The sequence below is a fragment of the Streptomyces sp. HmicA12 genome, from assembly GCF_000373565.1.
Classification (GTDB): Bacteria; Actinomycetota; Actinomycetes; order Streptomycetales; family Streptomycetaceae; genus Streptomyces.
Genome location: NZ_KB891800.1, coordinates 39,302 through 63,487, shown reverse-complemented (window position 1 = coordinate 63,487; position 24,186 = coordinate 39,302). Strand labels below are relative to the sequence as shown.

The window sequence follows — 24,186 nt, the reverse complement described above, 5'->3', positions numbered from 1 at the left end:
TCGGCCCTCCCCGCCTGCGCGGGATCGCGGACGCGCCCAGTCTTGGACGTGCCCGTCCACCGGGCGCGGCCGGTGACGGAAGGCGAGTCCCAGAATGTTCTGCACGCGATACGCGGTCCTGCTCGGCGCGGTGACGCTCGCCTGGCTCCCCGCACCCCACGCGACGGCCGGCGCCCAGGACCCGCCGGCGCTGCTGACCGTGGCGCAGTGCCGGTCGGCGGGAGGCGCCCCCGCGTTCCGCGTCTACGGAGGCGGCGACGCCTATCGGTGCGTCAAAGCGGCGGCGGGAGCGGGTCCCGCGGCCGGCGGGACGGACCCGGGGTTCGCCTACGTACGGCGACCGCATTTCGATCTGGACTACCTGGCGCCCGCCGAGTGCCAGGCCGGCGGCGGTGTCCTGCGCTGGGAGGACGGGGCAGAGGCAGGGGGCGGCTCGCAGGTGTGCCGCGGCGGCGCGTACCACGGGAAGACGGTGGTGACCGACTTCGGCGAATCGAGTTGAACGAGAACGACTCGATTCGATACTGAGACTCCTTATTACCGCTATTCCTACCCTTTTCGTGGGGTATCCGCTTATGGGCCGTGACTGCCGGTCGCCCGAGCCGTTGAACAGGCCGACGGCTGCGACCACGCGGCCGCACTGCCAAGCAAAAGGAGAACGTGATGTCTCGCATCGCGAAGGCAGCCGCTGTCGCTTTCGGCACGGGTGCTGTGGTGCTCAGTGGCGCTGGTCTGGCCATGGCCGACGCCGGCGCCCAGGGCGAAGCCACCCACTCGCCGGGCGTCCTGTCGGGCAACCTGATCCAGGCCCCCATTCACGTCCCGGTCAACGCCTGCGGCAACACCGTGGACGTCATCGGCCTGCTGAACCCGGCCTTCGGCAACACCTGCGTGAACAGCGACGGCGGCGACGCCGGCTACGGCGGCTGATTCTCCGGGAAGCACGCCACCGCTGACCGGACCGGTGGTTCTCGGCGGTGAGTTCTGACGATGGCCCCCAGCACACCGTGCTGGGGGCCGTCGTCCGTGTGCGGGCGATCATTCGTACCGATACAGCTTCCGGTGATCGAGCATGTCGCGCAGCGGTGTGTTCCACGGCGGCATGGTGTCGCTCGCGATCAGTACGCGGCCGTGCTGGGCGTCACCGAGCCGGGGCTGCTCGACGGGAAGGTACGGGTCCGTGTCCGGATGCCGCTTCCGCCACCGTGACCAGCACAGATCCACGAAGGCGTGGTGCAGCCAGAAGATGGGGTCGTTCACCGAACCGGCGCCCAGCATGTGCCCGCTCACCCAGCGGTGCACCCGATTGTGGTTGAACCACGTGCGGTCACCGCGCCGCGCGGGCCAGCCCTCCAGCTTGTTGCGGAAGCCGCCCGGGGACAGCGAGTTCCACGGCTCCGCGTCGTACCGCGGCTCGCTCATGGCCCCGGCGAGCTCTTCCTCGGTCGGCAGCTCGACCGGGTCCTGCGGCCGGCCGAAGTCCCGCATGAGGAAGTCCCCGTCCGTCACGGCCTCCGTGATGTTCCAGTGGCCGTGACGGTGCGCGAAGGGCCCCGTGGTCACCTCGCGCCGGGCGCGGCTGCCGTTGCCGCCCAGGAAGTCGTCGGCCCACAGGGAGACGGCCGGCGTCCGGTCCACGGTCCAGTCCCAGTACGGAACGGTGACGCCCGAGTCCACCTTCCGCAGGGCCTTCTCGAACTCCAGCAGGAACTTGCGGTGCCAAGGGAAGAAGGACGGGGTCATATGGGCCACTCGTAAGCCGCCGTCACCGTCGCCCACGTAGAAATCGATGTGCATCCGTACGAACTCGTCGTACCGGCCTGAGCGCTTGAGCGCGAGCACCGCGTCCACGAAGCGTCGCTTCTGCGCCTTGCTCAGCGTGCTCTGGTTCTGACGCGTGTAAGCCACTGGGCCTCACATCTCTCAGTCGTGGGGTTGCAGTGACTGGGTGCCGAGCTCCGCCACCGCTCCTCTGGCCGCGGCGAGCGGAGACGGATACGACGTGTAGTGGTCGACCATGCTGAGGTAGGAGCCGTCGGCCCGGCGCATCAGGTGCAGCGGACGTCCGTCGACGGCGACCTGCCACGCACCCGCGCTTCCCGCCTCCGTGCCGGGCGTCCGGGTGCCGGTGATCCGCCGGCCCAGGTACGTCTCGTCGAACGTCGAGGCCTCGGGACCCGGCGCGGGCGCGGGTCGCTTGAGCGGGCGGAGCTGAAGGACGGCGGCCGCGGCGGAGACGACACCCAGCAGGATCAGGCCCGCGCTGCGTCTGGTCAGCAGCGGTCCCGTACTCGGCAGCCGCCCCGGGGCGGAAGGCGCCGCGCCGGTCAAGGGCACGTGGGGATTCACGACCATCTCCTCCTGCGAGTCGGGCAGCCCGCACACTGCGTGGGACATCGTGCGAGGAGTGGGCCGGGCGGCGGGCTGCGGTGCACCGACCCATCCGACGCGTCAGCCGAGCGCCAGCTCCGCACCCGGGCGAGCCTGCAGGTCGGGGCTGGCGAGGCCCGCTCGGGGAGCCGACACCTTCGGCAGTCCGAGCCTGTTGGGCTGCGGGCCGCTCAGCGGAGGGTTCACCTCGGCGCCCGGGGTGACCGCGCGCACGTCGGACGCCTCGGCCTCGAGCCCCAGCCGGTCGACGTCCTTTGACGCCAGCAGCTGAGGGACCGGCACATCGGCCTCGGTGGCGGGCAGTTCGCTGCCGACGGGGAGCCGCGGCACCATCCCCTGCGGAAGGACGTGGCCCCTCGTGTACCGAGGGCCCTCCGGGGTCCCGGGGATCGGGATGGGCGCCGCGGTGCTGAGGTGCGGAGCGTCCACGTGCAGAGCGCTCTCCACGCCACCGAGCGGTACGTCGATGGGGACTTGCCCCGATGCGGCCGCGGGAGTGACGCCCGCCGCCGCGGCGACGCACCCGGCCAGGACCGCGATCGTTCCTCTTGCTTTGATGCTCATGGTGGGGGTGTGGACCCTTCGCTCGGGACGTTGACGCCTCAGGGGTAACGACCCGCCCTGTGACTTCAGTGCAGAATTCCCTCGGCGGGACTAATTCCTGGCGAGTGGGCCACCCGCACAGCCGATTTTCAGGACAATCCCCCCGCCCTCCGGCCAACGGGCCTGGTTCCGCCAGGTGTTGCTCAGCTCGTCCAGAACTCCCACCAGCGGGTCAGGATCAGCATGCCGACGGCCCCGATGTGCAGCACGGGCAGCACCCAGCCGAACTCGGCGGAGAAGGTACGTGCCGCGGGGGCGGCCGGGATCATGCCGGTGCGCACGTTGAAGGCGGTCACGGCCCAGAACGCGGCGATCGTGGCGACCCAGGCCAAACAGCACCACAGGCAGAGCGAGTTGATGCGGTAGAGGGACTGGAACTGCAGCCAGGTCACGAAGCCGACGCCGAAGAGGCAGCCGGCGTTCAGGCCCAACCAGTACCAGCGGGGCGGCCGCAGGTGCGCCAGAAGGCTCGCTCCCACGCAGACCAGCACCCCGTAGGCGACGAGCCCGAGCATCGGATTGGGGAATCCGAACGCGGCGGCCTGCTCGCTCTTCATGATGTTTCCGCAGGAGACCACCGGGTTCAGGCTGCAGCCGGGCGTGAAGCCCGGATCCTCCAGCAGCTTGAACTTGTCGAGGGTGATGACCCAGGAGGCGAGCAGGCCGGCCGCCCCGGTGAGGACGAGAAGGATCGCGAGGCCCGTGCTCGGCCCGACCGGCGAAGCCGCGTCCTCAGCTTCGACACGCACGGCAGTTCTGTGGCGGTAGTCGGTACTCACAGGACTCTCCTAGGGCTGCGAACTGGCGTGATTACAGAGCGTGTTCGCTCCGTGACCTTCAGCGCGACAAGTCCGGGCGGTGGCGCTAGCGTCGCTTATGTCCCAAAAAGCAGAAAGATAGGATTTTCCGTGAAGCGCATCGCCCGACGGACCTCCGTGACGGCCCTGCTCGCCGTCGCCGCTTTCCTGCCTCTCGCCGGCGCGGCTCAGGCCGCCACCCCGCAGGCGCCTGCCGCGGCCGCGAGCTCCCACCCCTGTGGGGACGACTGGGAGTGCTGGCACCACTGGCACCACCACGACGGCCTGGGCCTGGGTCTCGGGCTGGGCCTCGGCGTGGGTGCCGTGGTCGGCTGACGACCGACACCCACAGAGAACATCCGCCGTGGTGCAGAGGCGGGCCGACCTGTCGGCCCCTTCCTCTGCGCCACGGACGCATGTGGACCCGGCGAGGGTGACGCTACGAGCGGATGCGCCGGATGGGCAGAAGGCAGTGCGCGGCGGCGGTCAGGGTCTCCTCGGCGCCCGCGAACTCCTCCAGCTCGCCTTCGCTCACGGGTCGGCCGGGGGTCGCCGTGGGCCAGGGGCGGGTGGTGAAGATGAAGTACGCGTTCCCGCGCTCCTCCGCGGCCTCGAGCCACTCCGGCGGCACCGGGCACTGGGCGTTCAGCAAGGGCATCGAGACCACGGCCTGCCCCGCTTCCACGAGCAGGGAGACGGGAAAGCTCGGGTGCCGCGCTCCGTCGTGAACGGTGGTGCCGATCGTCAGGCCGTTGTTGCGCAGGAGCCCCCGCACGGCAGCCTCTGAGCCGTCAGGGCCGGCCGGGGAATCTCCCATGGAGTAGGCCAGGAGGAAAGGCATGTCGCCTTCCTCGTCGACGTGTTCGCCACTCCATGCGATGACGGCGAGAGTTCCTAGATCCGCTGCCCGGAACGTGGTGTCAATGCTCGACGTTGAAGTCACCCACGAAGCCTAACCAGACCGCGTCCGCCCCCTTTCGCACCGTTCACTCGATCGGCCGAACGCGGCGCACTCGATCGAGGAATGTGCAAACAGTAGTCTGAGTTTCTCGCGGCGGACTTGACGGTGGAAATGCCGAAGGCTGGTTCCGGAACCCTGAGATTCCGAACCAGCCTTCGAATGCGTGGCTTGGCGCGTGTCGAACGCTGCGCCGTGTCAGTCGTTGACAGCGGTGTTGCCGAAGGCCGGGTTGAGGCCGGCGATGCCGTTGACCGTGTTGCCCGAGACGTTCACCGGAACGTGCACGGGGAGCTGACCGAGGTTGCCGGAGGCGACACCCGGGGAGCCCACCGCGGCACCCTCGGCGCTGGCACCGTCGCCGCCATCGGCGAAAGCGGCGCCCGACGCGGCGCCCGCCGCGAGGCCGGCAGCGGCAATGACAAGGGCAGCCTTCTTGGCAGTGTTCATTTTCACGAACCTTTCTTCGGGGGTCCTTGGATCGTATGAGGGATGCCTACGCGCTCAGCCGTAAAGACACACCCGGATAAACCCTTCGCCCATATGGATCAATGAGCGAGGGGGACTACTTGGCGAGCGGGAGGCCACCGAGCAGGTCGGTGGGGGCCTGAGCGGCGCCACCCGGGTTCAGGCCCTCGGCGGCACCGGTGACGGTGTCGACGACGCCGTCGCCCTTCGGGTCGAGCACGTTGCTGTCCAGCGGCTGAACATCAAGCGTCGGCTGGCTGGTGATGGTGTCCAGGGCGCCGTTCAGGCTGGTCGGAGTGAGGTCCGAGGCAAAAGCGGGCGCAGCGGCACCGGCGATGACCAGGGAACCGGCGACAACGGCAGCGGCCTTCAAAGACTTCATTGTTTATCCTTTCTTCGATGACTTTTGCCATCGGCGTGGAATATTCACTTCGAGGCATTTTGAATGCTCGATGTTTCGCTTCGCACTGCACAACGACCGTCTCCGCCCGCAGAAACTCCGGTGCGCCCGGGTTTGGTGATCCCCACTCGAAAGAACGGCGGGGTGGCGTAAATATGAAATTAAGTGGGCGCACCTGAAAGCCCGTCGAGGCCCCACTCGGGTGGGGCCTCGACGGGCTTCGGCGCCTGCTTCGCCGCAGGCGCGGTCCGGCTAGACCTGGGGGAGAGCCGGGGCCTGCGGCAGGGCCGGGGCCTGCGGCAGCGTCGACGTCTGCGGCAGGGCAGGGGCCTGCGGGAGCGCGGGAGCGGCCGGCAGGTTGGACGTCGGGAGCTGCGGCAGCGCCGGAAGCCCCGGCAGGTTCGGGGCGGGCAGCGTGCCGCTCAGCAGCGTGGCCGCGACGACGTTGACCAGGCCGGTCACGACGACGGGTGCCTGGGTGGCCACGGCCGTGACGTCGCCCGCGGTCGCGGCCTTCACCAGGGCGTCGACCGCGGACTGCAGCGCGGTCAGCGCCTCGGCCTTGAGGTCGACCGGTGCTTTCGCGTCGTCAGGAGCCGCTGCTTCGGGAACCGCGACGTCGGGAACGGCGGCGTCGGGCACCGGGGCCGCGGGGGCCTTCTCCTTCGCCGCGTCGATGGCCGCCTTGACCGCGTCGGCGTGCTTCTGGGCCTCCTCGGCGGGGAGCTTGCCGTCCTTCGTCGCGAGGACGGCGTCGAGCAGATCGGTGACCGGGGTCAGGACTCCACCGGTGTCGTGCAGGCTCTTGACCTGACCCAGCAGGGCCTCGGCGTCGGGTACGGGAGCCGATGACCCGACCGTGCGGCTGACGCGCTCATCGGCGGAGTCCGCGGCGAACACCGGTGCTGCCGCACCGATCAGGAGGGACGCGCAGAGAGCGGAGGTCGCAAGGCGCCGTACGGGCAAAGCGGGCATGTTTTTCCCTTTCGAGGGTGTGTCGGTGCTTGAGATCACCGTCGAACGACCCACTACGCCTTGCAACCGAAGGGAGACTCTCCGCGTTCCCCCGAGGTGTCCGGCCATGCCGTTGTCCCAGGTGAAGGGGTATACGGGTCCCGGTCGACCCCCCACCCCCATACGGAGCAAGCAAACAGCCGCCCCCCGGGACAGGGGGCGGCTGCGGAAGAGTCAGGCGTGCTGTTCAGCTGTTGGCGCAGCTGTTGCCGAAGGCGGGGTTCAGCAGGCCGATGACGTTGACGGTGTTCCCGCAGACGTTGACCGGCACGTGCACGGGCACCTGGACGGCGTTGCCCGAGATGACACCGGGGGAGTCGGTGGCGGCACCCTGCGCGCCACTGTCGGCGGTGGCGACACCGGCGGTGCCGGCCATGGCGGCGGCGGCCACGGCGGAGAAGACGAATGCCTTCGCGGTACGCGACATGAGAATGCTCCTTGGGGGGTTCTGTTCGACCGGGCATGCGCCCGGCGCGTGGTGCAACGGTGATGCCGGGCCAGGAGTTGCGGCTCCGAACGGGTGAATGCCAGTTCGGTCGGTGAATGCGCCGCGCAGTGTCGACATGCCGGAACTCTGAATTTCACAACACCGACACACCTCGTGTATTAAGTGAAACTCGCCCTCTGGCGGCTAATTTTGACCGCCCACGCTCGGGGCGACACGTGCCTCAGAAAGTTCATAGGTAAGTATGACTTTCTCATTTTTCTCGCCTGGCGCTGAAGAGCGTCCGCTCATTCCTGAAAGGGAAGCCGGTCGTGCGTAATTCCCAAGGCTGTCTCCTGCGCCGCATGACTGCGGGTCTGCTGACGTCGGCCGCCCTGGCACTGCCCTGCCAGGCGCTGGCGGAGGCGCCCACGCCGATCGCCGAGAAGCCCCGCGTCCCGTTCACGGCGCGCTACGACGCGGTCCTGCACGGCGGGTTCGTCCGCGCGGCGAACGCGGCGATCACGTGCCGGGGCGCCGACTCGGTCAAGCAGGTGGGCTGCGCCGAAGCGCGGTCGGGCGCGACGGCGAGCAACGGTGATTTCGACATGTTCTACACGGACATCGACCGCGATCCCAACACCTACAACTCGTCCGCCTCGGAGGTCCGCCTCCCGGCCGGATCGCGTGTGACCTACGCGCGTCTGTACTGGGGCGGGAATCTGCGGGTCGGGGAGCAGAAGCCGCCGCGGGACAACGGGCGCGTGCTGATCGCGGAGCCCGGCGGTCAGTACAAGCAGGTGCTCGCCGACACGGTGATCGGACACCGGGTCGCCGACGGCGCGGACGCCTACCAGGCCTCGGCGGACGTCACCGACCTCGTGCGCTCCAGCGGATCCGGCAAGTACACCGTGGCCCAACTGAACGTCGCCATGGGCCGCACCGCCTCGGGGGCCTGGGGAGGCTGGACGCTCGTGGCCGCCTACGAGAAGCCCTCCGAACCGCTTCGGCACCTCTTCCTGCACGACGGGTTCGACACCTTCACCCCGCGGCACCCCGGCAGGGACGTCCGGCTGAAGGCGGCGTTCCCCCGGGGCGCGCACGGCTATGCGGGACTCGTCGCCTACAACGGGGACCGCGGCCGCACCGGCGACTCGCTGACGGTCTCGACGGGCCGGGGCACCCCGGTGGCGCTGTCCGACCGGGCCAACCCGGCGGACGACGTGCTCAACTCGACGATCAGCCAGCCGGGACAGCGGCAGCCGGAACGGATTCCGGCCCACGCGAACACCCTCGGGTACGACTCCGACGTGTTCGCCCTCGACCGGGCGGTGGCCCGGGGCGGCGAGTCGCTGGACTTCCGGCTGGACTCCGGCCGCGACGCGGCTTGGTTCGGGGTGCTCTTCGGCGCTGTCGACGCCCGGTCCTAGCCGCTTCCTTCAGTTCAGCCGAGCAGTTCAGCCGAGTAGGAGGCGATGCATGTGACGTCCGCACCCTTGCCGCCGCACGTACTGCACGTGACGCAACCGGTCGACGGCGGAGTGGCGCGCGTGGTGGCCGACCTCGTGCGCATGCAACGAGCAGCGGGGATGCGGGTCTCCGTGGCCTGTCCCGCCTCCGGCGGACTGCCGGAGAGCCTGGCCGCCGAAGGCTGCGAGGTCCTGCGGTGGGAGGCGTCGAGGTCTCCGGCGAAGGGCCTGCTCCGGGAGGGGCGCCGGCTCGCCGAGGTGGTGTCCCGGGTGCGCCCCGATGTCATTCACGCCCACAGCGCCAAGGCGGGACTGATCACGCGCCTGGTGGTGCGGGGCCGTGTCCCCACCGTCTTCCAGCCGCACGCCTGGTCGTTCGCGGCCGTCGCGGGGACCGAGGCGCGGCTGGCCCGGGCGTGGGAGCGGCGGGGAGCGCGCTGGGCCTCCCGGCTGCTGTGCGTGAGCCGCGCCGAGCAGCGCACCGGCACGAGCAACGGGATCGAGGCGCAATGGCGGCTCGTCCCGAACGGGGTGGACCTGGAGCGCTTCCGCCCGGCCGGTCCGTCCGACGGGACGATCCCCCGCCCCTCCGCGCCGGGGCCGCTCGTCGTGTGCGTGGGACGGCTGTGCCGGCAGAAGGGCCAGGACGTCCTCGTGGAGGCGTGGCGGGATGTCGTCCGTGAGGTGCCGCGGGCCCGTCTGGTCCTGGTGGGCGACGGGCCGGACGCGGCGCGGCTGCGGGCCGTCGCGCCCTCCTCGGTCTCCTTCGAGGGGGCGGTCGACGATCCGGTCCCCTGGTACCGGGCCGCGGATCTGGTGGTGCTGCCCTCCCGGTGGGAGGGGATAGCGCTCGCCCCCCTGGAGGCCATGGCCTGCGGAAGTCCGGTTCTGGTCACGGACGTGGACGGGGCCCGCGAGAGCCTGCCGCCCCGGCTGGCGAGCCAGTGCCTGACCCGGCCGGACGACCCGGCGGCCATCACCCGCGATCTCGTCCGCCTGCTGAGCGACGCCGAGGGCCTTCGCACGCTGGGCCGTGCCGCCCACCGTCATGTGCGCGCGCACCACGACGTGCGGCGCACCGCCGCGGCGGTCGCCGACGTGTACGGGGAGCTGCTGGGCCTGGAGACCATCGAGTGCAGAGAGCCGATCACGACGTGACCCAGGAACGAATCGCCTCCTCCCCCGGCCGGCAACTCGCCCGGGACGAGCCAGGAGCGTCCGCCACCGTCATCGCGCAGCGGACCGCGCACACCACCAGGAACACCCTGGTCGGCGGCTCCGCCCAGGACCACTCCTCCCGGGCCCTGCTGCTCGCGACGGACTGCATGGCCGCGCTGCTCGGCACGGTCGTCCTCGCCCCGCTCCAGCGGCATCCGCTGCTGGTGGCCGGGTTCGTCGTCCTCGTCCTCGCCCTGTACCGGAACGCCGGGCTCTACCGCCTCGTCCACGAGCGGTACATGCTCGACGACTGCCCCGCCGTCGCGGCTCGTACCGCGGCCGCCTGGTGCGTGCTCGCGGCCGTCTCGGCGAGTGCGCCGCCGCTCCAGCAGATCTCGCCGCGGGCGGTTCTCTCGGGCGCCGCCGCCCAGGTCGTCCTCGCCCTCCTGGGGCGGGCGCTCGTCCACCGGCGGCGCCGGACGGCTCTCGTACGGCGACCGTGCACGGCCCTGCTGGTGGGGCCGGAGGCGACCGCCCTGCGGGTCGCCTCCGCACTGCAGCGGCATCCGGCGAGTGGGATCCGCCTGGTCGGCATCGTCAGTGACGGTGCCCATGAGCACCAGCCCGTCGACGGCGCCGCTGGCGCCGACGTCGACGCCGACGACGCCAGGCCCGCGCTTCCCGTCCTGACGACGCTCGGCGACATGCGGCGCGCGGTGATCCAGAACGGCGTCCGGCGGGCGATCGTGCTGGGCAGTTCCAGCGCTCCGCGGAACCAGGCCTGGCTGCGCAGCCTGTCCGAACTGCACTGCGACATCTGGGAGTTGGAGCCGGAACCGTCGCCGTACGTTCCTCAGGACCGCAAGGCGGTCCGCCACCTGGCGGGGTTCCGCTGCCGGCCCGTCGTGGCGCCCCCCTTCGCGCTGCACCCCGGCAAGCGCGCCCTGGACCTGGCGGTCTCCGCCCTGCTGCTGGTGCTGGCCGGCCCGGTGCTCCTGACGTGCGCCCTGTGGCTGCGCATCAGCGAGGGGCGCGGGGTGGTCTTCCGGCAGGAGCGCATCGGGAAGGACGGCCGGCCGTTCACCCTGCTGAAGTTCCGCACGCACCGGCCCGCCGACCCGATCGAGTCCGCCACGCGCTGGAGCGTCGCCAACGAGCACCACATGCCGTGGTTCTGCCGCTTCCTGCGGCGCACCTCGCTCGACGAGCTGCTCCAGCTGTGGAACGTCTTCCGCGGCGACATGAGTCTGGTCGGCCCCCGGCCCGAACGCCCCTACTTCGTCGTGAAGTTCGGCGAGTCGTACCCCGGCTACAGCGCGCGGCACCGGATGCCGACGGGCATCACCGGGCTCGCCCAGATCAACGGTCTGCGCGGCGACACGTCCATCGAGGACCGCTGCCGGTTCGACAACGCGTACATCGACAACTGGTCGCTGTGGCAGGACATCAGCATCCTGATGCGCACGGCGTCCGAGTTCTTCCGGCCGACGGGAAGCTGACGACGTGACGGTCCTGCCTGCCCCCACCGACCTGCGCCCCGACCCCGTGGCGGCGGGCCTGCGGGCCCTGCGCCGAGCGGGGCCCGTGATCCCCGTCCTGCTCCTGGTGGGCATGCTCGCCCTGCCGCTGGGCGCCGCCGGCGAGGGCAGCGGCGGGACACCGGCCGACGCCGTCTCCGGACTCGTCGTGCTCTTCTGCGCGGTGCGGGCCGTACGGACGCGGCAGCGCCCCCTGACCCGTACCGCGTTCGTGGTGCTCGGGCTGCCCGTGGTCGCCGTCGCGGTGGCCGCCCTCGGCGCGGACTCGCTGTCGAACGCCCTTGAGGGGATGGTGCGTTACTACCAGATCCTCGTGCTCGTCCCCGCCGCCGTGCTGCTGCTCGTACGCGACCGGAACGACTTCCGGCGGGTCGGCTGGGCGCTGGTGGCGCTGGGGCTGTGGCAGGGGTCGATCGGCGTCTACCAGTATCTGACCGGCACCGGCGCCTCGTACGCGGGAGAGGACATCCGGGCCGTCGGCACCTTCGGCGCCACGGACGTGATGGGCATGTCCACGGTGGTCGCGTACGGCCTGGTCTGCGCCGTGGCGCTGTACCTCGGCGGCGGGACGCGGCGCGTGCGGATCACCGCGCTGGCCTGTGCGGTGGGGCTCGCGGTGCCGCTGGCCCTCTCCTTCAGCCGCGGTGCCTGGATCGCGACGGCCGTGGTCTGCGTGCTGCAGGTCGTCGTCGCCGGAGTGCGCCGGGCCGCCCGGCTGCTGGCCGCGGGAGTCGCCGCCGCGGTCGTCCTCGTCGGCGGGTTCGGCGTGGGGACGTCGATGCTGGAGGAGCGTCTGAGCAGCATCACGCAGGTCACCGCGGCACCGGACCAGTCGGTCACGGACCGGTACACGATGTGGGCGGCGGCGATCGACATGTGGGAGGAACACCCGGCCACCGGCGTGGGCCTCAAGAACTTCCCCGCCTACCGCGACGGCCACGCCTCGATCGCGCTGTCCGCCGGAAGCGACGTCGCCGGAGCGGGAGCGGCCTTCCGGCGCCAGCCGTTGCTGTCGCCGCACAACATGTATCTCCTGGTCCTCAGCGAACAGGGCCTGTTGAGCCTGTGCGCCGTCGCGGGGGCCTGGGCCGCGATGCTGGTGCTGGGCGCGCGGCGCCTCGTCACGGCCCACCGCCGTGCCCGCGGCCTCGACTGCGCCCTCGTCGCCTGCGGGCTGCTCACCTGGCAGTTGATCGACTTCGTGTACGCGGACATCGGCGGCCCGTCGACCGTGCTCACCGGCGTCGTGTTCGGCCTGGCCGCCTGGTGGGCCCTGTCGCCGGGAGCGGTGTCCGGGCCGGTGGGCGAGCGATGAAACCCATCCTGCCCGCGGACGGGGACGAGTCCCTGCGCGCTCCCGCCGTACCGGCGCAGCAGCAGTCTCCCGAGAGCCCCGACAAGAACGCGGACGCATCCGGCACGTCGGGTACGTTCCTGGCCCGTGCCGCGCTGCTGACCGCCGTGCTCTCCGCCGCCGGATCGCTGCTGGGCCTGGGGCGGGACCAGGCCCTGGCCCACCTCTTCGGGGCCGGCAGTGAGACCGACGCCTTCCTGGTGGCGTGGACCGTGCCCGAGGTGGCGTCGACCCTGCTCATCGAGGACGGGCTGGCGTTCATGCTCGTCCCCGCCTTCAGCGCCGCGATCGCCGCCCGCGGCGCGTCGGGGCCGGGGCCGCACGAGCAGGATCCGGTGCGGGCCCTGGTGGCCAGTTCCCTGCCCCGGCTCACCCTGGCGTTCCTGGCCTTCTCCGCGCTCCTGATGGTCAGCGCGCCGAACCTGGTCGCCCTGCTGGCGCCGGGCCTCCCCGATCCTCAACTCGCCGTCGACTGTACGAGGTTGACCGCCTCCTGCGTCCTGACGTTCGGGCTCACCGGGTACTGCAGCGCGGCTCTGCGCGCGCACAGCAGCTATCTCGCCCCGGCCGCCATCTACGTCGCGTACAACACGGGCATCATCGCCACCCTGCTGGTCCTCGCCGACCGCTGGGGGGTGCGCGCCGCGGCCGCGGGTGTGGCGGTGGGCGGCTGCCTGATGGTGCTCGTCCAGGCGCCGTCGCTGCGACGGCGGCTGCGGCGCACCGACCACGGGGACCTCGCGGGCCGCAAGGACGCGAAGGCGTCGAAGAAGCAGTCGATGAACATGGCGCTGATCGCGACCGTGCTGCTCTTCGCGCTGTGCCGGCAGGCGCAGGTCTTCATCGAGCGTTTCCTCGCCTCCTCCCTGCCGTCCGGGGCCATCTCCCACCTCAACTACGCGCAGAAGGTGGCGCAGTTGCCGATGGTGCTCTCCCTGATGCTGTGCACGGTCACCTTCCCCGTGATCGCCAAGGCGCTGGCGCGGGGCGACACCGAGCGGGCCAGGGACCGGGTCGAGCGGGACATCGCGCTCGCCGCCTGCATCGTCCTGAGCGGCGCTGCCGTGGTGTTCGCCTGCGCCCCGCAGATCATCCAACTCCTCTTCCAGCGGGGCGCGTTCACCGCCGAGGACACCGCCGCCACCGCGTCCATCATGCGGGTCTACTCGCTGGGCCTGCTCGGGCACTGCCTGGTCGGCGCGCTCGTGCGCTCCTACTTCTCCGCCGGGCGCCCCACCTGGTACCCGGTGGCCTCGATGGCCGCCGGAATGACGCTCACGGCGGGCGCGGGGACCTGGGCGGTCGTCGCCTGGGGGGTCGGGGGCATCGCCGCGGCCAACGCCCTGGGCATCACGTTCACCGCCGTACTGCTGCTGACCGCGATGGACAAGCGCAGTGTCCCCGTGCGGATCCCCGCGGTGCTGCTCGAACTCGCCAAGACGCTGCTCGCGGCCGTGGCCGCCGCCGTCGCCGGGCTGGTGTGCGCGACCCGCGTCGCGCAGCCACTGGGCTCCCTCGCCGTCGGCTGCCTGGCCATCGGGGTCGTCTTCGGCCTCCTCCTGTGGGCCCTGCGTGTCCAGGCGCTGCTGCCCGCCGTCCGCTTCGCGACCAGAAAGCTTCGGAATGCCCGTTGACACAGCGCTCCAGGAACCACGCGGCCGCAGAACGAGGGAACGTCTGCCCGGACGTTCGCCCTGGGTGGCGATGTACCACTCGGTCGACGACTGCACCGACGATCCGTACAACGTCACCGTCACGCCGGAGCGTCTCCAGCAGCAGCTTCGCTGGCTGCGCTCGCGCGGGCTGCGCGGTGTCAGCGTCGCGGAGCTCCTCGCGGCGCGCAGCCGCGGAGCGGGGCGCGGTCTGGTCGGCCTGACCTTCGACGACGGATACGGAGACTTCGTCGAGAACGCGGTGCCGCTGCTCAGGCACTACGAGTGCTCGGCCACCGTCTTCGTCCTGTCCGGCCGGCTCGGCGGGGAGAACGACTGGGACGTCCAGGGCCCGCGCAAGTCGCTCCTCACCGCGCAGGGGATCAGGGCGGCCGCGGCGGCCGGCATGGAGATCGGTTCGCACGGCCTCATGCACGTCGACCTCACCGGGGTGGACGAGGCGCAGCGCCGGGCCGAGATCCAGCGGAGCAAGGCGCAGCTCGAGGAGCTCACCGGCGGTGAGGTGCACGGCTTCTGCTACCCGTACGGGTGTGTGGACCCGGCGACCGTGGACGCCGTCCGCCGAGCGGGCTACCGCTACGGCTGCGCCATCTCCCCGGGTTCCCTGACCGGCGTGCACGCCATGCCGCGGGTCTTCGTCGGCCAGCGGGACGCCCCGTGGCGGCTGGAGCTCAAGCGCCGCATCCACCGCGTCCGAAGACGCGCCTGGCAGATCGGGGAGAGCGCGCGGTGAAGGTCCTCCACGTCATCACCGGCCTGGGCGCAGGCGGAGCGGAACAGCAACTGCGCCTGCTCGTACGCCACCTGCCGGGATCGCACGACGTCGTGACCCTGACCAACCCGGGGCAGGTCGCCGAGGGCCTGCGCCAGGACGGAGTGCGCGTCGCCCACCTCGGCATGGCGGGCAACCGGGACGCCCGTGCCCTGCCGCGTCTGGTGCGGCTCGTGCGCGACGGGCGGTACGACGTCGTCCACACCCATCTCTACCGGGCCTGCCTGTACGGCCGTGTCGCGGCGCGGATCGCGGGCGTGCGGGCCGTCGTGGCCACGGAGCACTCCCTGGGCGACGCCCAGATCGAGGGCCGTCCGCTCACCTCGGGCGTGCGCGCCCTCTATCTGGCGGGCGAGCGGCTGGGCCGGTCGACCGTCGCCGTGTCCCCCGCGGTGGCCGAGCGGCTGCGCCGGTGGGGCGTGGCACCGCACCGCGTGCACGTCGTCCCGAACGGTGTCGACGTCCCCCGCTTCGCCTTCGACCCCGCGTCCCGCGCCGCGGTGCGCCACGAACTCGGCCTGCCCGCCGACGCCTTCGTCCTCGGCGGCGTCGGGCGCCTCGTGGCCGGCAAGCGGTTCGACGTACTGATCGCCGCACTGCGCGACCTTCCCGGCGACGTGCGCCTGCTCCTCGTCGGTACCGGGCCGCAGGAGGAGTCCCTACGGCGGGCGGCGCACCGCTCCGGAGTGCTCGACCGGGTCGTCTTCGCGGGGGAGCGCCCGCACACCGCCGCGACGGCGACCGACCTGCCCGCGCTGATGTCCGCGATGGACGCGCTCGCCTCCCCCTCCGTCGACGAGGCGTTCGGCCTGGCCGTGGTCGAAGCGCAGGCCAGCGGGCTTCCCGTCCTCTATGTCAGCTGCCCCGCGGTCGACGACCTGCCCGCGGGAACGGCCGCCGACGCCGTCCGTGTCCCGTGTGAACCTGCGTCGTTCGTCCGTGAAGTCCGAAGGATCCGCGAAGAGTCGACGGGCGCCAGACCACCGACGCAGGCGGCTCTCCACTACAGCATCGCCCGCAGCGCCGTACTGCACCGAGACGTGTACGCGACGGCCATGGGCGCACCAACGCCAGGAGTGATGACGTGATGACTGAAGTTGCTCAGGACAAAGACACGTTCCGCCCGCGGTTCGCCGGGCCCGGTACGCGGACGAGGAGGCTGCCCCGCTGGTGGCCGCTGCCCCTCGGGCTCCTGGTCGGCACGCTCGCCGGCGCCACGTACGGGCTGGTCAGCGCCCCTGAGTACACGGCGACGAGCTATGTGATCGCCGTGCCGACGGAGAAGGCCGACCCCATGTCCGCGCTCGGCTTCGCCCAGGCCTACAGCCGGGTGGCCACGCAGGTGGCGGTGCTGAGCGACGCCCAGGACTCGGCGGGCGTATCGGTTCAGGACCTCAAGTCGCAGGTCCGTGCGGAGACGTCGCCGGACGCGCCGATGGTCGCGATCTCGGCGTCGGCCACCGAGCCCGCCCGGGCCGCGAGGATGGCCGACGCCGTCGCCCGCGCGCTCACCAAGAACGCCGGCCACACCAAGGACGACACCCACGTGGAGCTGCTGCGCTTCACGCGGGCCGTGAAGCCGACGGAGCCCTCCTCGGCGTCGGCCGCGCTGACGACCCTGGTCGGGGCGTGCGCCGGAGGACTGCTGGGCGGCCTCGCCCTGCTGCTGCGCCCGCGCCGTGAGGCCGAGACGGTCGCGCCGACGGTGCCGGCCCCCGCCGCCGCGGCCGGGATGCGGGGCGGCGCCTGATGACAGGGGGTGCGTCCGGGCCGGTCGTCACGGTGTGCACGGACACGGCCGGGTTCGGGGCGCTCCGCGAGGAGTGGAACCGCCTGCACCGGGCGTCCCCGACCGCGACACCGTTCCAGAGCCATGCCTGGCTGCATTCGTGGTGGATCTCCTACGGCGGCTCGGGCAGCCTGCGCGTCGTCCTCGTGCGCGAGGAGGGCCGGCTCGTCGCGGCCGCCCCGCTGATGCGGCGGCTGCGTCCCTTCCCGACGCTGACGCCGCTCGGGACGGGCATCTCCGATTTCAGCGACATCCTCGTCGACGAGGAGTCCGCCTCGACGGCCCGTCGCTCCGTCGAGGCCCTCGGCGAAGGCCTGTGGAAGCTGGCCCGGGGCGCCGTGCTCGACCTCCGTGAGGTGCGGCCGGGCAGCGCTGCGGAGGCCCTCCACGACAGCTGGCCGGGTCTGCGCCGCCGCTTCGACGACTCGGCGTGCCTCGAACTGCCCGCCCTGCCGATGGACGACCTGGTGCAGCGGCTGCCGCGGCCCAGGGCGCAGCGGGCGCGGGCCAAGATGCGCAAGCTGGACGCCGTGGGCATCGAGCGCCGGGTCGTGCCCGCCGCCGAGGCCGGGTCGTCGGTGCGCCGCCTGCTCGAACTGCATCAACTGCAGTGGCAGGAGCGGAAGGTGACGACCGAGCACGTGAAGCCGCGGTTCGCCGAACATCTCTCGCGCTCGGTCTCCCTCATGGCGGAGACGGGCGACGCCGTCGTCACGGAGTTCACGCTGGACGGTTCCGTCGTGGCGGCGGACCTGACCTTCGTGTCGCCGCGGCTCGCGGGCGGTTATCTCTACGGTGCCCATCCGCAGCTGAGGGAGCGCAAGATCGACGTGGCCACGATGCTGCTGCGGTCGTGCGCCGAGCATCTGCAGGACGGCTCGCGGGCCGAGGTGCTGAGCCTGTTGCGCGGCACGGAGCCCTACAAGATGCACTGGCGGCCCGAGCAACTGGTCAACCAGCGGCTGCTCCTGGCGCGATCCGGGTCCGCGCCCCAGTTCGCCGCACTGCTCGCCGACATCCGCGCCCGCTCCTGTGCCAAGCGGGCACGACGTGCCTGGAAGGAGCGCGGTGGCGACCCGGCCTAGAGCCCGGGCCGCCACCTCACTCGACAGTCACGCCGGTTCAGGAACGCCGCTCCCACCAGTCGAACCGCAGGCAGAGCTTGCCGCCGAGCCAGTGCTCGACCCAGTCGCCCAGGTCGACGGGGGAACACTGCGGGGGCTGCGTCGGCTCGGTCGGCTGCGTGGGCTCGGTCGGCTCCGTCGGCTTGTCGCGTCCGGTCAGCGCGGCCCGGTAGATCTCCGAGGCCTTCGGGTTCTCGTCGCACTGCCACACACCGTGCGGGCAGTAGTCCGTCAGGGTGTTGTAGAGCGGCTTGTGCTGGTCCATCCAGGCGAGCATGCGCTTCATGTACTCGGAGTTGTCGCCGTTGCGGAACAGCCCCCACTCCGGGTAGGAGATCGGCTTGCCGTGCTTCGCCGCGAAGTCGACCTGCTCCTGCAGCCCGTAGGGCTCGGAGACCTGCTCGTCGAAGGACTTGCCCTCCGGCTGGTCGTACGAGTCCATGCCGACGATGTCGACGACGTCGTCACCGGGGTAGCAGTCCGTCCACGGCACGGCGTCCCGGCCCCGGCTGGGGGTGAAGTCGAAGCGGAACTTCTGTCCCGGCACGGAACGCATCACCGTGACGATGCGGTTCCAGTACTTCTTCCACGACTCGGGGTCCGGGCCGCAGCGGTGCGTGTAGGTGACGCCGTTCATCTCCCACCCGAGCACCACGACGGTGTCCGGCACCTCCAGGTCGACCAGGCGCTCGGCGAGGGTCCGGAAGTGCTGGTCGAAGTCACCGGCCGCGCCCTGCCGCAGCAGCGACCGCACCTCCGTGTCCGGCACCCCTTCCTCGTTGCGCTCCAGCATGGGCACGTTGAGTACGAAGAGCCGGTCGTCGCGCTCCCGGCGCCACTCGGCCCAGTCGTCGAGGAACGACGCCGAGCCCTCGATGCCGCTCCACTGGTCGCCGGGCAGGTAGGTGTGCCCGACGCGCAGGTCGGCCCCGCCGAGCCATTTCGACAGCTTCGTCATCCGGGTCACGCCGCGCGGCCCGTAGTCCAGATAGGCACCGAAGGCCGGGAACCTGTCCGTCTTCCCGGGCTCGTCGCTCGCGTCGGGACTCGTGGTCGGGTCGGGAGTCGGAGTCGGGTCGGGGGCCGCAGGAGTGCTCGGCGACGCGGAGGGCTCGGGGCTCGTCGCGGCAGGCGGTGTCGGATCGGCCGGCGGTGTCGCGTCGGCGGGCTGGACCACCGCGGCCGTCTGGGTCGGATCGGCCGACTCGGTCGGCCACCACGGAATGGGGCTCGTGGGAGCGGACGGCACGTTGCCCGGGTGGGCGTCCGCACGCTCGATGGACACGGATCCTGACGCGACCACCAGTGAGATCAGGACACCCGCCGCGATCAGCGGAGGTCGTCTGCGCTTCGTCCATCGGCGTTCCTCAGCCATACCTGCTCCTCGTGCCGCACTCACTCCGTTCCTGACACTCAGTCATATGAATGCGTATGGCGCCAATCGTGGACCAGCCGATGGCTGCCCTCCCTCACTCTCATGGGTTAATTCCTGGAAGGAATCGACACATGCTCGACCCAGGTGTCCCGGTCCTGCTGCTGCGGATCGACCACAACCCCTTTCACCACGGAACGCTGGGGGCGATCAGATCCCTCGGCCGCTGCGGCGTGGAGGTCCACGTCGCAGCGGTGGAGGACGGCAGCCCGGTGGCCCGTTCGCGCTACGTCCACCGGATGCACGTGCCGCCGAGCCCCGGCTCGTCACCGGGCGAGATCGGCGTCGCCCTGCGCCGGATCGCGGCACAACTCGCCCGTCCGGCGGTACTGATCCCCATGGACGACGCCGGAGCCGTCGCGGTGAGCCGGATGCGTGAGGCGCTGGCCGGGATGTTCCTCCTGCCGGAGCAGCCGGAACACCTCGCCGAGCATGTCGCGGACAAGGCCCGGCTGCCGGACCTCTGCCGGGCGGCGGGCATCGGGCATCCCGAGGTCGTGCTGCCGAAGAGCGAGCAGGAGGCGTACGCAGCGGTCGCGGACCTGGGACTCCCCGCCGTGGCGAAATGGAGCCGGCCGTGGCACCTCGCGCAGGGGTCGGGCCTGCGCAGCACCTGTCTGGTCGGCTCCCCGGAGGAGGCGAGGAGCCTCTACGCGAAGGGGCTGCGCGCCGACAGCGAACTCCTGCTCCAGAAGTACCTGCCCGCCGGACGGGGAAGGGACTGGTTCTTCCACGGGTACGTCGACCGGAGCGGCCGGCTGCACGGCGGCGGAGCCGGGAGCAAGCGCCAGGCATGGCCGCGCGGCGCGGGACTGACCGCCGTGGGCCGCTGGTCGCCGGTCCCGGAACTCCAGTCCATGGTCGAGCAGCTCGTCGCGTCCCTGGGCTACCGGGGCATCTTCGACATCGACTTCCGGGTGGACGCGGAGACGGGCCGGTACTGCCTGCTGGACTTCAACCCCCGGCCGGGCGCCCAGTTCAGGCTGTTCGCGGACGGCAACGGCCTCGACGTCGTACGCGCGCAGTACCTCGACCTGACACACCAGCCGCTTCCCCCCGGACACGCGCTGCCGGGACGGACCTTCGTCGTGGAGAACTACGCGCCCCTGTCCGCGCTCAAGGCCCTGCTGACGTCCGCCCTGCCGTCCCAACGCGGCCCCGCCGCAAGGGAATTCGCCTGGCACGCCCCCGACGACCGCTCGCCCGCCTGGAACCTGGCCACCGAATGGTCCCAGCACGCGGCTCGCCGGCTGGGCGGCCGGGCCCGGCCGGCGGCCCGCCGCCTGCCCGCCCCCTTCGAACCCCCTGTCGCCGCCCAGACCCCTGCCGCACGAGAGGCGAACTGCTGATGCACGACCTGGTGATCGTGGGAGCCGGCCCCTACGGCCTGTCCATCGCCGCGCACGCCGCGGCGCGAGGACTCGATACGCGGGTCTTCGGAAGGCCGATGGACTCCTGGCGGAACCACATGCCGCGCGGCATGTTCCTCAAGTCGGAACCCTGGGCCTCCAACCTCTCCGCCCCCGGGCGGCGGTTCCGACTCGACCAGTACTGCGCCCACCGCGGCGTGCCCGCCGAGCACGGACACCCCATCCCCGTCGACACGTTCGCGTCGTACGGGCTGTGGTTCGCCCAGCACGCGGTGCCCGAGCCGGACGAGCGGATGATCACCCGCATCGACGCGGCACCCGTCGGATTCACGCTCGAGACCGAGGACGGCCAGGTGCTCCGCAGCAGGTCGGTGGCCCTGGCCACCGGCGTGCTTCCGTACCTGCACATCCCGGAGGCGCTCCGCGCGCTGACCGAGGAGCACGTCACGCACAGCAGCCGGCACAGCGACCTGGACAGGTTCCGGGGAGCGGACGTCACGGTCGTGGGAGCGGGGCAGGCGGCCCTGGAGACCGCGGCGCTGCTCGCCGAACTCCAGGCGCGGGTACGCATCGTCGCGCGCGCACCCGAACTGGTCTGGAACAGCGTGCCCCCGCCGTGGAAGCGCCCCTGGTGGCAGCGTCTGCGCGCTCCCCACAGCGGTCTCGGCTGCGGCTGGCGCAACTGGTTCTACGCGGAGCGGCCGGGGGCGTTCAGGAGGCTGCCCGAGCGGACCCGCGCCGCCGTCACACAGACGGCGCTGGGGCCCGCCGGTGCCTGGTGGATCAGGGACCGCGTGGCGGCCGGGGCCATCGACATCCGCATGGGGCGGACGGTCGTGGAGGCGCGGCAGTCGGCGGGGCGGGTCCGGCTGCGCACCGTCGGTTCGTCGGGCGCGGCGGAGGACTTCGAGACCGATCACGTCATCGCGGCCACGGGATTCGAGGCGAGCTGCGCCCGGATGTCCGTACTGACACCACGGCTGAGGAGCGTGCTCGCCCGGTCCGCGGGAGAGACACCCCGGGTGGGGCGGGACTTCCGGTCCTCCTACCCGGGCCTCTTCCTCGCGGGCCTGGTGACGGCCGCCGACTTCGGACCGGCCATGCGCTTCGTCCAGGGAGCTTCCTACACGGCCCCGGCTCTGGTCGGCGGGGTCGAGCGCCATCTGACGCGGCAGCCCTGGCGGGGCGGCCCCGCGGTCCCTCCGGGGAGGCAGCCCGCACCGGAGGGCCCCATTGGGGTGACATCGCGAGCGAATGGGTGAAGAGGCGCTCCGGGACCGACTCCTCGGTGGTCCACTGGCAGCTGTCATGAGAATGGCCGTGCTGCCTTCCTCCCAGCCGTCGGCTCCACGCCGTTGGGGAGGCAGCCTCTACGGCGGCATCCTCTGTGGGTCGGGAAGAGCGTTTGCGTGGCTCTTCCCGACCCGGCTTCAGCGCCTCGCGGCACCTGCCCTGCGGTACAGGACCCCGCCGCCCACGAGCAGCCCCGCGGCGGTGGCCGCCGCTGCCAGGAGGTTCTGGTCGGCACCGGTGTCGGCGAGTCGCTCGTACGCCTGCGGCACCTGAAGAGCCGCGGGAGCTCCCGGCGCGGGACGCACCGCCGGTCGACCGGCCGGACGGGGAACAGCCTGGCTCGGAGCCGGCACAGCCCTGCTCGTCGGTGCCGGGACCGCCCTGTCGGTCGGCGTCGTCGGCGTCGTCGGCGTCGTCGGTGTCGTCTGTGGTGCCGTCGGAGTGTTCTCCGCCTCCGGACCCGACTCGGTCTCGTCAGTGGCGGGGCCCGCGTGCGCGTTCCCGGTGCTCGCGCACGAGTTGCCTGTCGCGGGGTTGGCCGCGCCCACCGCGTCGACGGTGTCACCGCACAGATTCAGCCCGATGCCCGCGGGGGCCTGCACCGAGTTCCCCGACAGCAGTCCGCCGGACCCCGTCTCGCCGGACTGCTCCGCGGGCGCTTCCCCGGCGTAGCCGTACCCGTCGTCCGGGCTCGAACTGGCCGCGGCGGCCGCGGCGGTGGCCGCCGACTCGCTTGCGCAGCCGTTGCCCGCGGCGGAGTTGGCCACCGACAGCACGTCGATCGTGTTGCCGCAGAGGTTCACCGGAGCCGACACCGGGACGGCGACCGAGTTGCCCGCCAGCAGGCCCGCCGATCCGCTCGGCTGGTCCTGGTCGCCGGTCATGGCGGAGGCACTGGATCCGGACATGGACAGGAAGCCCGTCGCCGCCGCGGCCGCTACCGCACCGATCCTCAGCGCTTGCCTCACAGCGTTTCCCTTCATGGTTGAAACTCGAAGCCGACCCTGGAGCCCGTAGGCGTCCAGGGTCGGCCGGGAGACGAACTGCGCTGTCTGAATCAGAAGTTGGCGCAGGAGTTGCCGAAGGTCGGGTTCAGCAGCGCGATGGCGTTGATGCTGTTGCCGCAGAAGTTGACCGGCACGTGGACGGGAACCTGCAGAACGTTCCCGGACAGCACGCCCGGGGAGCCGGCCGCCACGGCCTCGGCGCCGGAGTCGGCGAACGCGGGGGCCGCCATGCCGAGGGCCATGATCGCACCGGCCATGATCGCGGCGCTCTTCTTCAGGGACATATTTCTCTCCTTTGTTGAAAGGGATGATCGAGGGGGGAGGGACCGAAAGGGCGTCAGCCGCCGGCCGTCGGCCGCTCCGAAATCAAAACGACCCAGGGCAAAGGAAAGAAACTGTGTCGTCAGGTACAGCGACCAGGTTCACCCGGATTCCCGCAGGGATTCCTGGGGTCGCATGTGCGCGGGGAAAACAATCGGGCCGCCTGCCCGTGGAAAGGCAAGCGACCCGAGTTGTCTGTTGCGGCTGATCAGCCGTTCTGCACGCCGTTGGCGGAGAGAACCGGGATGTCGCTCAGGATGTGCGACAGCGGCTCGTCGCCCTTGGCCTGGGTCGAGTTCTCGGTGCACTGCTGGTTCTGCGGGGCCGACAGGACGGGGATGTCCTGGACCGAGACCGGCACGAGACCGACGAGGGAGCCGGCGTTGCCCTTGACCGGGAGGCCGATGCAGGGCTTGTTCAGCGAACCCTGGACCAGGCCGAGCTGCGGGCTCATGTCGCCGTGGGTCTCGGAGTTGCCGAAGGCCTGCTTCGCGCCGTTGCCGCTGAGCGAGGTGGTACCACCGTCGTCGCCGAGGGCGAGTGCCTGCGGAGCGGCCGCGGCCGAGACACCGACGACGGACACGGCGACTGCAGCTGCAGCCATAGCCTTCTTCAGCATTGTTGCGTTCCTTTTCTGATCAGACACCGGTTACTGCGAATGAATCAACTCCCTGAGCGGCGGCATAGTTCTGCAGGTTCACTCGTTTGGCCATCCGGCCACCGAGCTCGCCATGTGCACGCGCCCGTGCGATTGTCATTTATTTACCTCCATCGCCGGTCGAACACGTCGAATCGGCGTGATGGAAGAGCGGCATCGGCGATCCCCGTCCG

27 protein-coding genes are annotated in these 24,186 nt (G+C 71.3%); 14 read left to right on the top strand and 13 right to left on the bottom strand.

All coding sequences use genetic code 11. From position 1 onward, the window contains the following. Nucleotides 1–94 precede the first annotated feature (94 nt). Complete coding sequence (locus B072_RS0108540) at nt 95–502, top strand: hypothetical protein (RefSeq protein ID WP_018529527.1); 408 nt, start codon at nt 95–97, stop codon at nt 500–502. A gap of 161 nt (nt 503–663) precedes the next feature. Continuing rightward, entirely contained in the window at nt 664–930 is a 267-nt protein-coding gene (locus B072_RS0108535) for a chaplin (protein WP_026245590.1), read from the top strand. Between the two features lie 108 nt (nt 931–1,038). Here the strand turns inward: B072_RS0108535 and B072_RS0108530 are convergent, their stop codons facing one another. The 4 genes from B072_RS0108530 to B072_RS0108515 all read right to left on the bottom strand — a co-directional run bounded on the left by B072_RS0108530 (nt 1,039) and on the right by B072_RS0108515 (nt 3,743). Beyond that, the gene (locus B072_RS0108530; protein WP_018529525.1) at nt 1,039–1,908 is read right to left on the bottom strand and encodes a tyrosinase family protein; all 870 of its coding nucleotides are present in this window, start codon (nt 1,906–1,908) and stop codon (nt 1,039–1,041) included. A 15-nt stretch (nt 1,909–1,923) separates the two neighbouring features. Next, entirely contained in the window at nt 1,924–2,397 is a 474-nt protein-coding gene (locus B072_RS42820) for a tyrosinase family oxidase copper chaperone (protein WP_078506350.1), read from the bottom strand. Nucleotides 2,398–2,451: 54 nt separating this feature from the next. Continuing rightward, nucleotides 2,452–2,955, bottom strand: coding sequence for a hypothetical protein (locus B072_RS45945; RefSeq protein WP_026245589.1), 504 nt, complete (start codon nt 2,953–2,955; stop codon nt 2,452–2,454). Nucleotides 2,956–3,137: 182 nt separating this feature from the next. Continuing rightward, nucleotides 3,138–3,743 carry a vitamin K epoxide reductase family protein gene (locus B072_RS0108515; RefSeq protein ID WP_026245588.1) on the bottom strand — a complete coding sequence of 202 codons (606 nt, stop codon included), beginning with the start codon at nt 3,741–3,743 and terminating at the stop codon, nt 3,138–3,140. A gap of 159 nt (nt 3,744–3,902) precedes the next feature. Here B072_RS0108515 and B072_RS0108510 point away from each other — a divergent pair, with 159 nt between their 5' ends. Next, nucleotides 3,903–4,127 (top strand): hypothetical protein, encoded by a 225-nt coding sequence (locus B072_RS0108510; RefSeq protein ID WP_018529521.1) that lies wholly within the window; start codon nt 3,903–3,905, stop codon nt 4,125–4,127. 103 nt (nt 4,128–4,230) lie between these two features. Here B072_RS0108510 and B072_RS0108505 read toward each other — a convergent pair whose 3' ends face one another. From B072_RS0108505 to B072_RS0108485, 5 genes are all read right to left on the bottom strand, one after another. Then, entirely contained in the window at nt 4,231–4,734 is a 504-nt protein-coding gene (locus tag B072_RS0108505) for a DUF5949 family protein (protein WP_026245587.1), read from the bottom strand. 213 nt (nt 4,735–4,947) lie between these two features. Further along, entirely contained in the window at nt 4,948–5,199 is a 252-nt protein-coding gene (locus tag B072_RS0108500; RefSeq protein WP_018529519.1) for a chaplin, read from the bottom strand. 115 nt (nt 5,200–5,314) lie between these two features. Next, nucleotides 5,315–5,599 (bottom strand): hypothetical protein, encoded by a 285-nt coding sequence (locus B072_RS0108495; protein WP_018529518.1) that lies wholly within the window; start codon nt 5,597–5,599, stop codon nt 5,315–5,317. A gap of 270 nt (nt 5,600–5,869) precedes the next feature. After that, entirely contained in the window at nt 5,870–6,592 is a 723-nt protein-coding gene (locus B072_RS42815; RefSeq protein WP_078506349.1) for a hypothetical protein, read from the bottom strand. A 226-nt stretch (nt 6,593–6,818) separates the two neighbouring features. Then, nucleotides 6,819–7,058, bottom strand: a complete 240-nt coding sequence (locus B072_RS0108485) for a chaplin (RefSeq protein WP_018529516.1) — start codon at nt 7,056–7,058, stop codon at nt 6,819–6,821. Between the two features lie 362 nt (nt 7,059–7,420). On the opposite strand from B072_RS0108485, the gene B072_RS0108480 reads away from it, so the two are divergent. The 9 genes from B072_RS0108480 to B072_RS0108440 all read left to right on the top strand — a co-directional run bounded on the left by B072_RS0108480 (nt 7,421) and on the right by B072_RS0108440 (nt 17,893). After that, on the top strand, nt 7,421–8,485 hold the full coding sequence (locus B072_RS0108480) for a DUF3344 domain-containing protein (RefSeq protein ID WP_018529515.1): 1,065 nt from the start codon (nt 7,421–7,423) through the stop codon (nt 8,483–8,485). A gap of 45 nt (nt 8,486–8,530) precedes the next feature. Further along, a complete protein-coding gene (locus tag B072_RS0108475) occupies nt 8,531–9,682 on the top strand; it encodes a glycosyltransferase family 4 protein (protein ID WP_043243607.1) in 1,152 nt (383 codons plus the stop codon). After that, entirely contained in the window at nt 9,679–11,181 is a 1,503-nt protein-coding gene (locus tag B072_RS0108470) for an exopolysaccharide biosynthesis polyprenyl glycosylphosphotransferase (RefSeq protein ID WP_018529513.1), read from the top strand. Before B072_RS0108475 ends, B072_RS0108470 begins: the two co-directional genes overlap by 4 nt. A gap of 4 nt (nt 11,182–11,185) precedes the next feature. Continuing rightward, nucleotides 11,186–12,535 (top strand): O-antigen ligase family protein, encoded by a 1,350-nt coding sequence (locus tag B072_RS0108465; RefSeq protein ID WP_018529512.1) that lies wholly within the window; start codon nt 11,186–11,188, stop codon nt 12,533–12,535. Beyond that, nucleotides 12,532–14,208 (top strand): murein biosynthesis integral membrane protein MurJ, encoded by a 1,677-nt coding sequence (gene murJ / locus B072_RS0108460; RefSeq protein ID WP_018529511.1) that lies wholly within the window; start codon nt 12,532–12,534, stop codon nt 14,206–14,208. The genes B072_RS0108465 and murJ overlap by 4 nt, the downstream gene beginning before the upstream one ends. Before the next feature lie 70 nt (nt 14,209–14,278). Then, on the top strand, nt 14,279–14,980 hold the full coding sequence (locus tag B072_RS0108455) for a polysaccharide deacetylase family protein (protein ID WP_018529510.1): 702 nt from the start codon (nt 14,279–14,281) through the stop codon (nt 14,978–14,980). Continuing rightward, nucleotides 14,977–16,107, top strand: coding sequence for a glycosyltransferase (locus tag B072_RS0108450; RefSeq protein ID WP_018529509.1), 1,131 nt, complete (start codon nt 14,977–14,979; stop codon nt 16,105–16,107). Before B072_RS0108455 ends, B072_RS0108450 begins: the two co-directional genes overlap by 4 nt. Beyond that, entirely contained in the window at nt 16,107–16,769 is a 663-nt protein-coding gene (locus tag B072_RS0108445; protein ID WP_018529508.1) for a hypothetical protein, read from the top strand. Before B072_RS0108450 ends, B072_RS0108445 begins: the two co-directional genes overlap by 1 nt. After that, nucleotides 16,769–17,893 (top strand): GNAT family N-acetyltransferase, encoded by a 1,125-nt coding sequence (locus B072_RS0108440; protein WP_018529507.1) that lies wholly within the window; start codon nt 16,769–16,771, stop codon nt 17,891–17,893. Before B072_RS0108445 ends, B072_RS0108440 begins: the two co-directional genes overlap by 1 nt. Nucleotides 17,894–17,930: 37 nt before the next feature. On the opposite strand, the gene B072_RS0108435 is transcribed toward B072_RS0108440, so the two are convergent. Next, on the bottom strand, nt 17,931–19,307 hold the full coding sequence (locus B072_RS0108435) for a glycoside hydrolase family 26 protein (protein ID WP_018529506.1): 1,377 nt from the start codon (nt 19,305–19,307) through the stop codon (nt 17,931–17,933). Between the two features lie 131 nt (nt 19,308–19,438). On the opposite strand from B072_RS0108435, the gene B072_RS0108430 reads away from it, so the two are divergent. Then, a complete protein-coding gene (locus B072_RS0108430) occupies nt 19,439–20,713 on the top strand; it encodes a hypothetical protein (protein ID WP_018529505.1) in 1,275 nt (424 codons plus the stop codon). Next, nucleotides 20,713–21,996 carry an FAD-dependent oxidoreductase gene (locus B072_RS0108425; protein ID WP_018529504.1) on the top strand — a complete coding sequence of 428 codons (1,284 nt, stop codon included), beginning with the start codon at nt 20,713–20,715 and terminating at the stop codon, nt 21,994–21,996. The genes B072_RS0108430 and B072_RS0108425 overlap by 1 nt, the downstream gene beginning before the upstream one ends. 168 nt (nt 21,997–22,164) lie before the next feature. Here B072_RS0108425 and B072_RS49760 read toward each other — a convergent pair whose 3' ends face one another. The 3 genes from B072_RS49760 to B072_RS0108410 all read right to left on the bottom strand — a co-directional run bounded on the left by B072_RS49760 (nt 22,165) and on the right by B072_RS0108410 (nt 23,974). After that, complete coding sequence (locus tag B072_RS49760) at nt 22,165–22,995, bottom strand: chaplin family protein (RefSeq protein WP_018529503.1); 831 nt, start codon at nt 22,993–22,995, stop codon at nt 22,165–22,167. An 89-nt stretch (nt 22,996–23,084) separates the two neighbouring features. Continuing rightward, the gene (locus tag B072_RS0108415) at nt 23,085–23,318 is read right to left on the bottom strand and encodes a chaplin (RefSeq protein WP_018529502.1); all 234 of its coding nucleotides are present in this window, start codon (nt 23,316–23,318) and stop codon (nt 23,085–23,087) included. A 245-nt stretch (nt 23,319–23,563) separates the two neighbouring features. Then, nucleotides 23,564–23,974, bottom strand: a complete 411-nt coding sequence (locus tag B072_RS0108410) for a rodlin (protein WP_026245583.1) — start codon at nt 23,972–23,974, stop codon at nt 23,564–23,566. Nucleotides 23,975–24,186: the final 212 nt, after the last annotated feature.

Excerpts from the sequence above, each read along its gene's own strand:
- B072_RS0108455 (WP_018529510.1), top strand. The coding sequence starts at position 14,279 with ATGTACCACTCGGTCGACGACTGCACCGACGATCCGTACAACGTCACC.
- B072_RS0108440 (WP_018529507.1), top strand. The coding sequence starts at position 16,769 with ATGACAGGGGGTGCGTCCGGGCCGGTCGTCACGGTGTGCACGGACACG.
- B072_RS0108485 (WP_018529516.1), bottom strand. The coding sequence starts at position 7,058 with ATGTCGCGTACCGCGAAGGCATTCGTCTTCTCCGCCGTGGCCGCCGCC.
- B072_RS0108415 (WP_018529502.1), bottom strand. The coding sequence starts at position 23,318 with ATGTCCCTGAAGAAGAGCGCCGCGATCATGGCCGGTGCGATCATGGCC.
- B072_RS45945 (WP_026245589.1), bottom strand. The coding sequence starts at position 2,955 with ATGAGCATCAAAGCAAGAGGAACGATCGCGGTCCTGGCCGGGTGCGTC.
- B072_RS0108425 (WP_018529504.1), top strand. The coding sequence starts at position 20,713 with ATGCACGACCTGGTGATCGTGGGAGCCGGCCCCTACGGCCTGTCCATC.
- B072_RS0108495 (WP_018529518.1), bottom strand. The coding sequence starts at position 5,599 with ATGAAGTCTTTGAAGGCCGCTGCCGTTGTCGCCGGTTCCCTGGTCATC.
- B072_RS0108535 (WP_026245590.1), top strand. The coding sequence starts at position 664 with ATGTCTCGCATCGCGAAGGCAGCCGCTGTCGCTTTCGGCACGGGTGCT.
- B072_RS0108435 (WP_018529506.1), bottom strand. The coding sequence starts at position 19,307 with ATGGCTGAGGAACGCCGATGGACGAAGCGCAGACGACCTCCGCTGATC.
- B072_RS42815 (WP_078506349.1), bottom strand. The coding sequence starts at position 6,592 with ATGCCCGCTTTGCCCGTACGGCGCCTTGCGACCTCCGCTCTCTGCGCG.
- B072_RS0108430 (WP_018529505.1), top strand. The coding sequence starts at position 19,439 with ATGCTCGACCCAGGTGTCCCGGTCCTGCTGCTGCGGATCGACCACAAC.
- murJ (WP_018529511.1), top strand. The coding sequence starts at position 12,532 with ATGAAACCCATCCTGCCCGCGGACGGGGACGAGTCCCTGCGCGCTCCC.
- B072_RS0108445 (WP_018529508.1), top strand. The coding sequence starts at position 16,107 with ATGACTGAAGTTGCTCAGGACAAAGACACGTTCCGCCCGCGGTTCGCC.
- B072_RS0108480 (WP_018529515.1), top strand. The coding sequence starts at position 7,421 with ATGACTGCGGGTCTGCTGACGTCGGCCGCCCTGGCACTGCCCTGCCAG.
- B072_RS42820 (WP_078506350.1), bottom strand. The coding sequence starts at position 2,397 with ATGTCCCACGCAGTGTGCGGGCTGCCCGACTCGCAGGAGGAGATGGTC.
- B072_RS0108540 (WP_018529527.1), top strand. The coding sequence starts at position 95 with ATGTTCTGCACGCGATACGCGGTCCTGCTCGGCGCGGTGACGCTCGCC.
- B072_RS0108410 (WP_026245583.1), bottom strand. The coding sequence starts at position 23,974 with ATGCTGAAGAAGGCTATGGCTGCAGCTGCAGTCGCCGTGTCCGTCGTC.
- B072_RS0108475 (WP_043243607.1), top strand. The coding sequence starts at position 8,531 with ATGCATGTGACGTCCGCACCCTTGCCGCCGCACGTACTGCACGTGACG.
- B072_RS0108500 (WP_018529519.1), bottom strand. The coding sequence starts at position 5,199 with ATGAACACTGCCAAGAAGGCTGCCCTTGTCATTGCCGCTGCCGGCCTC.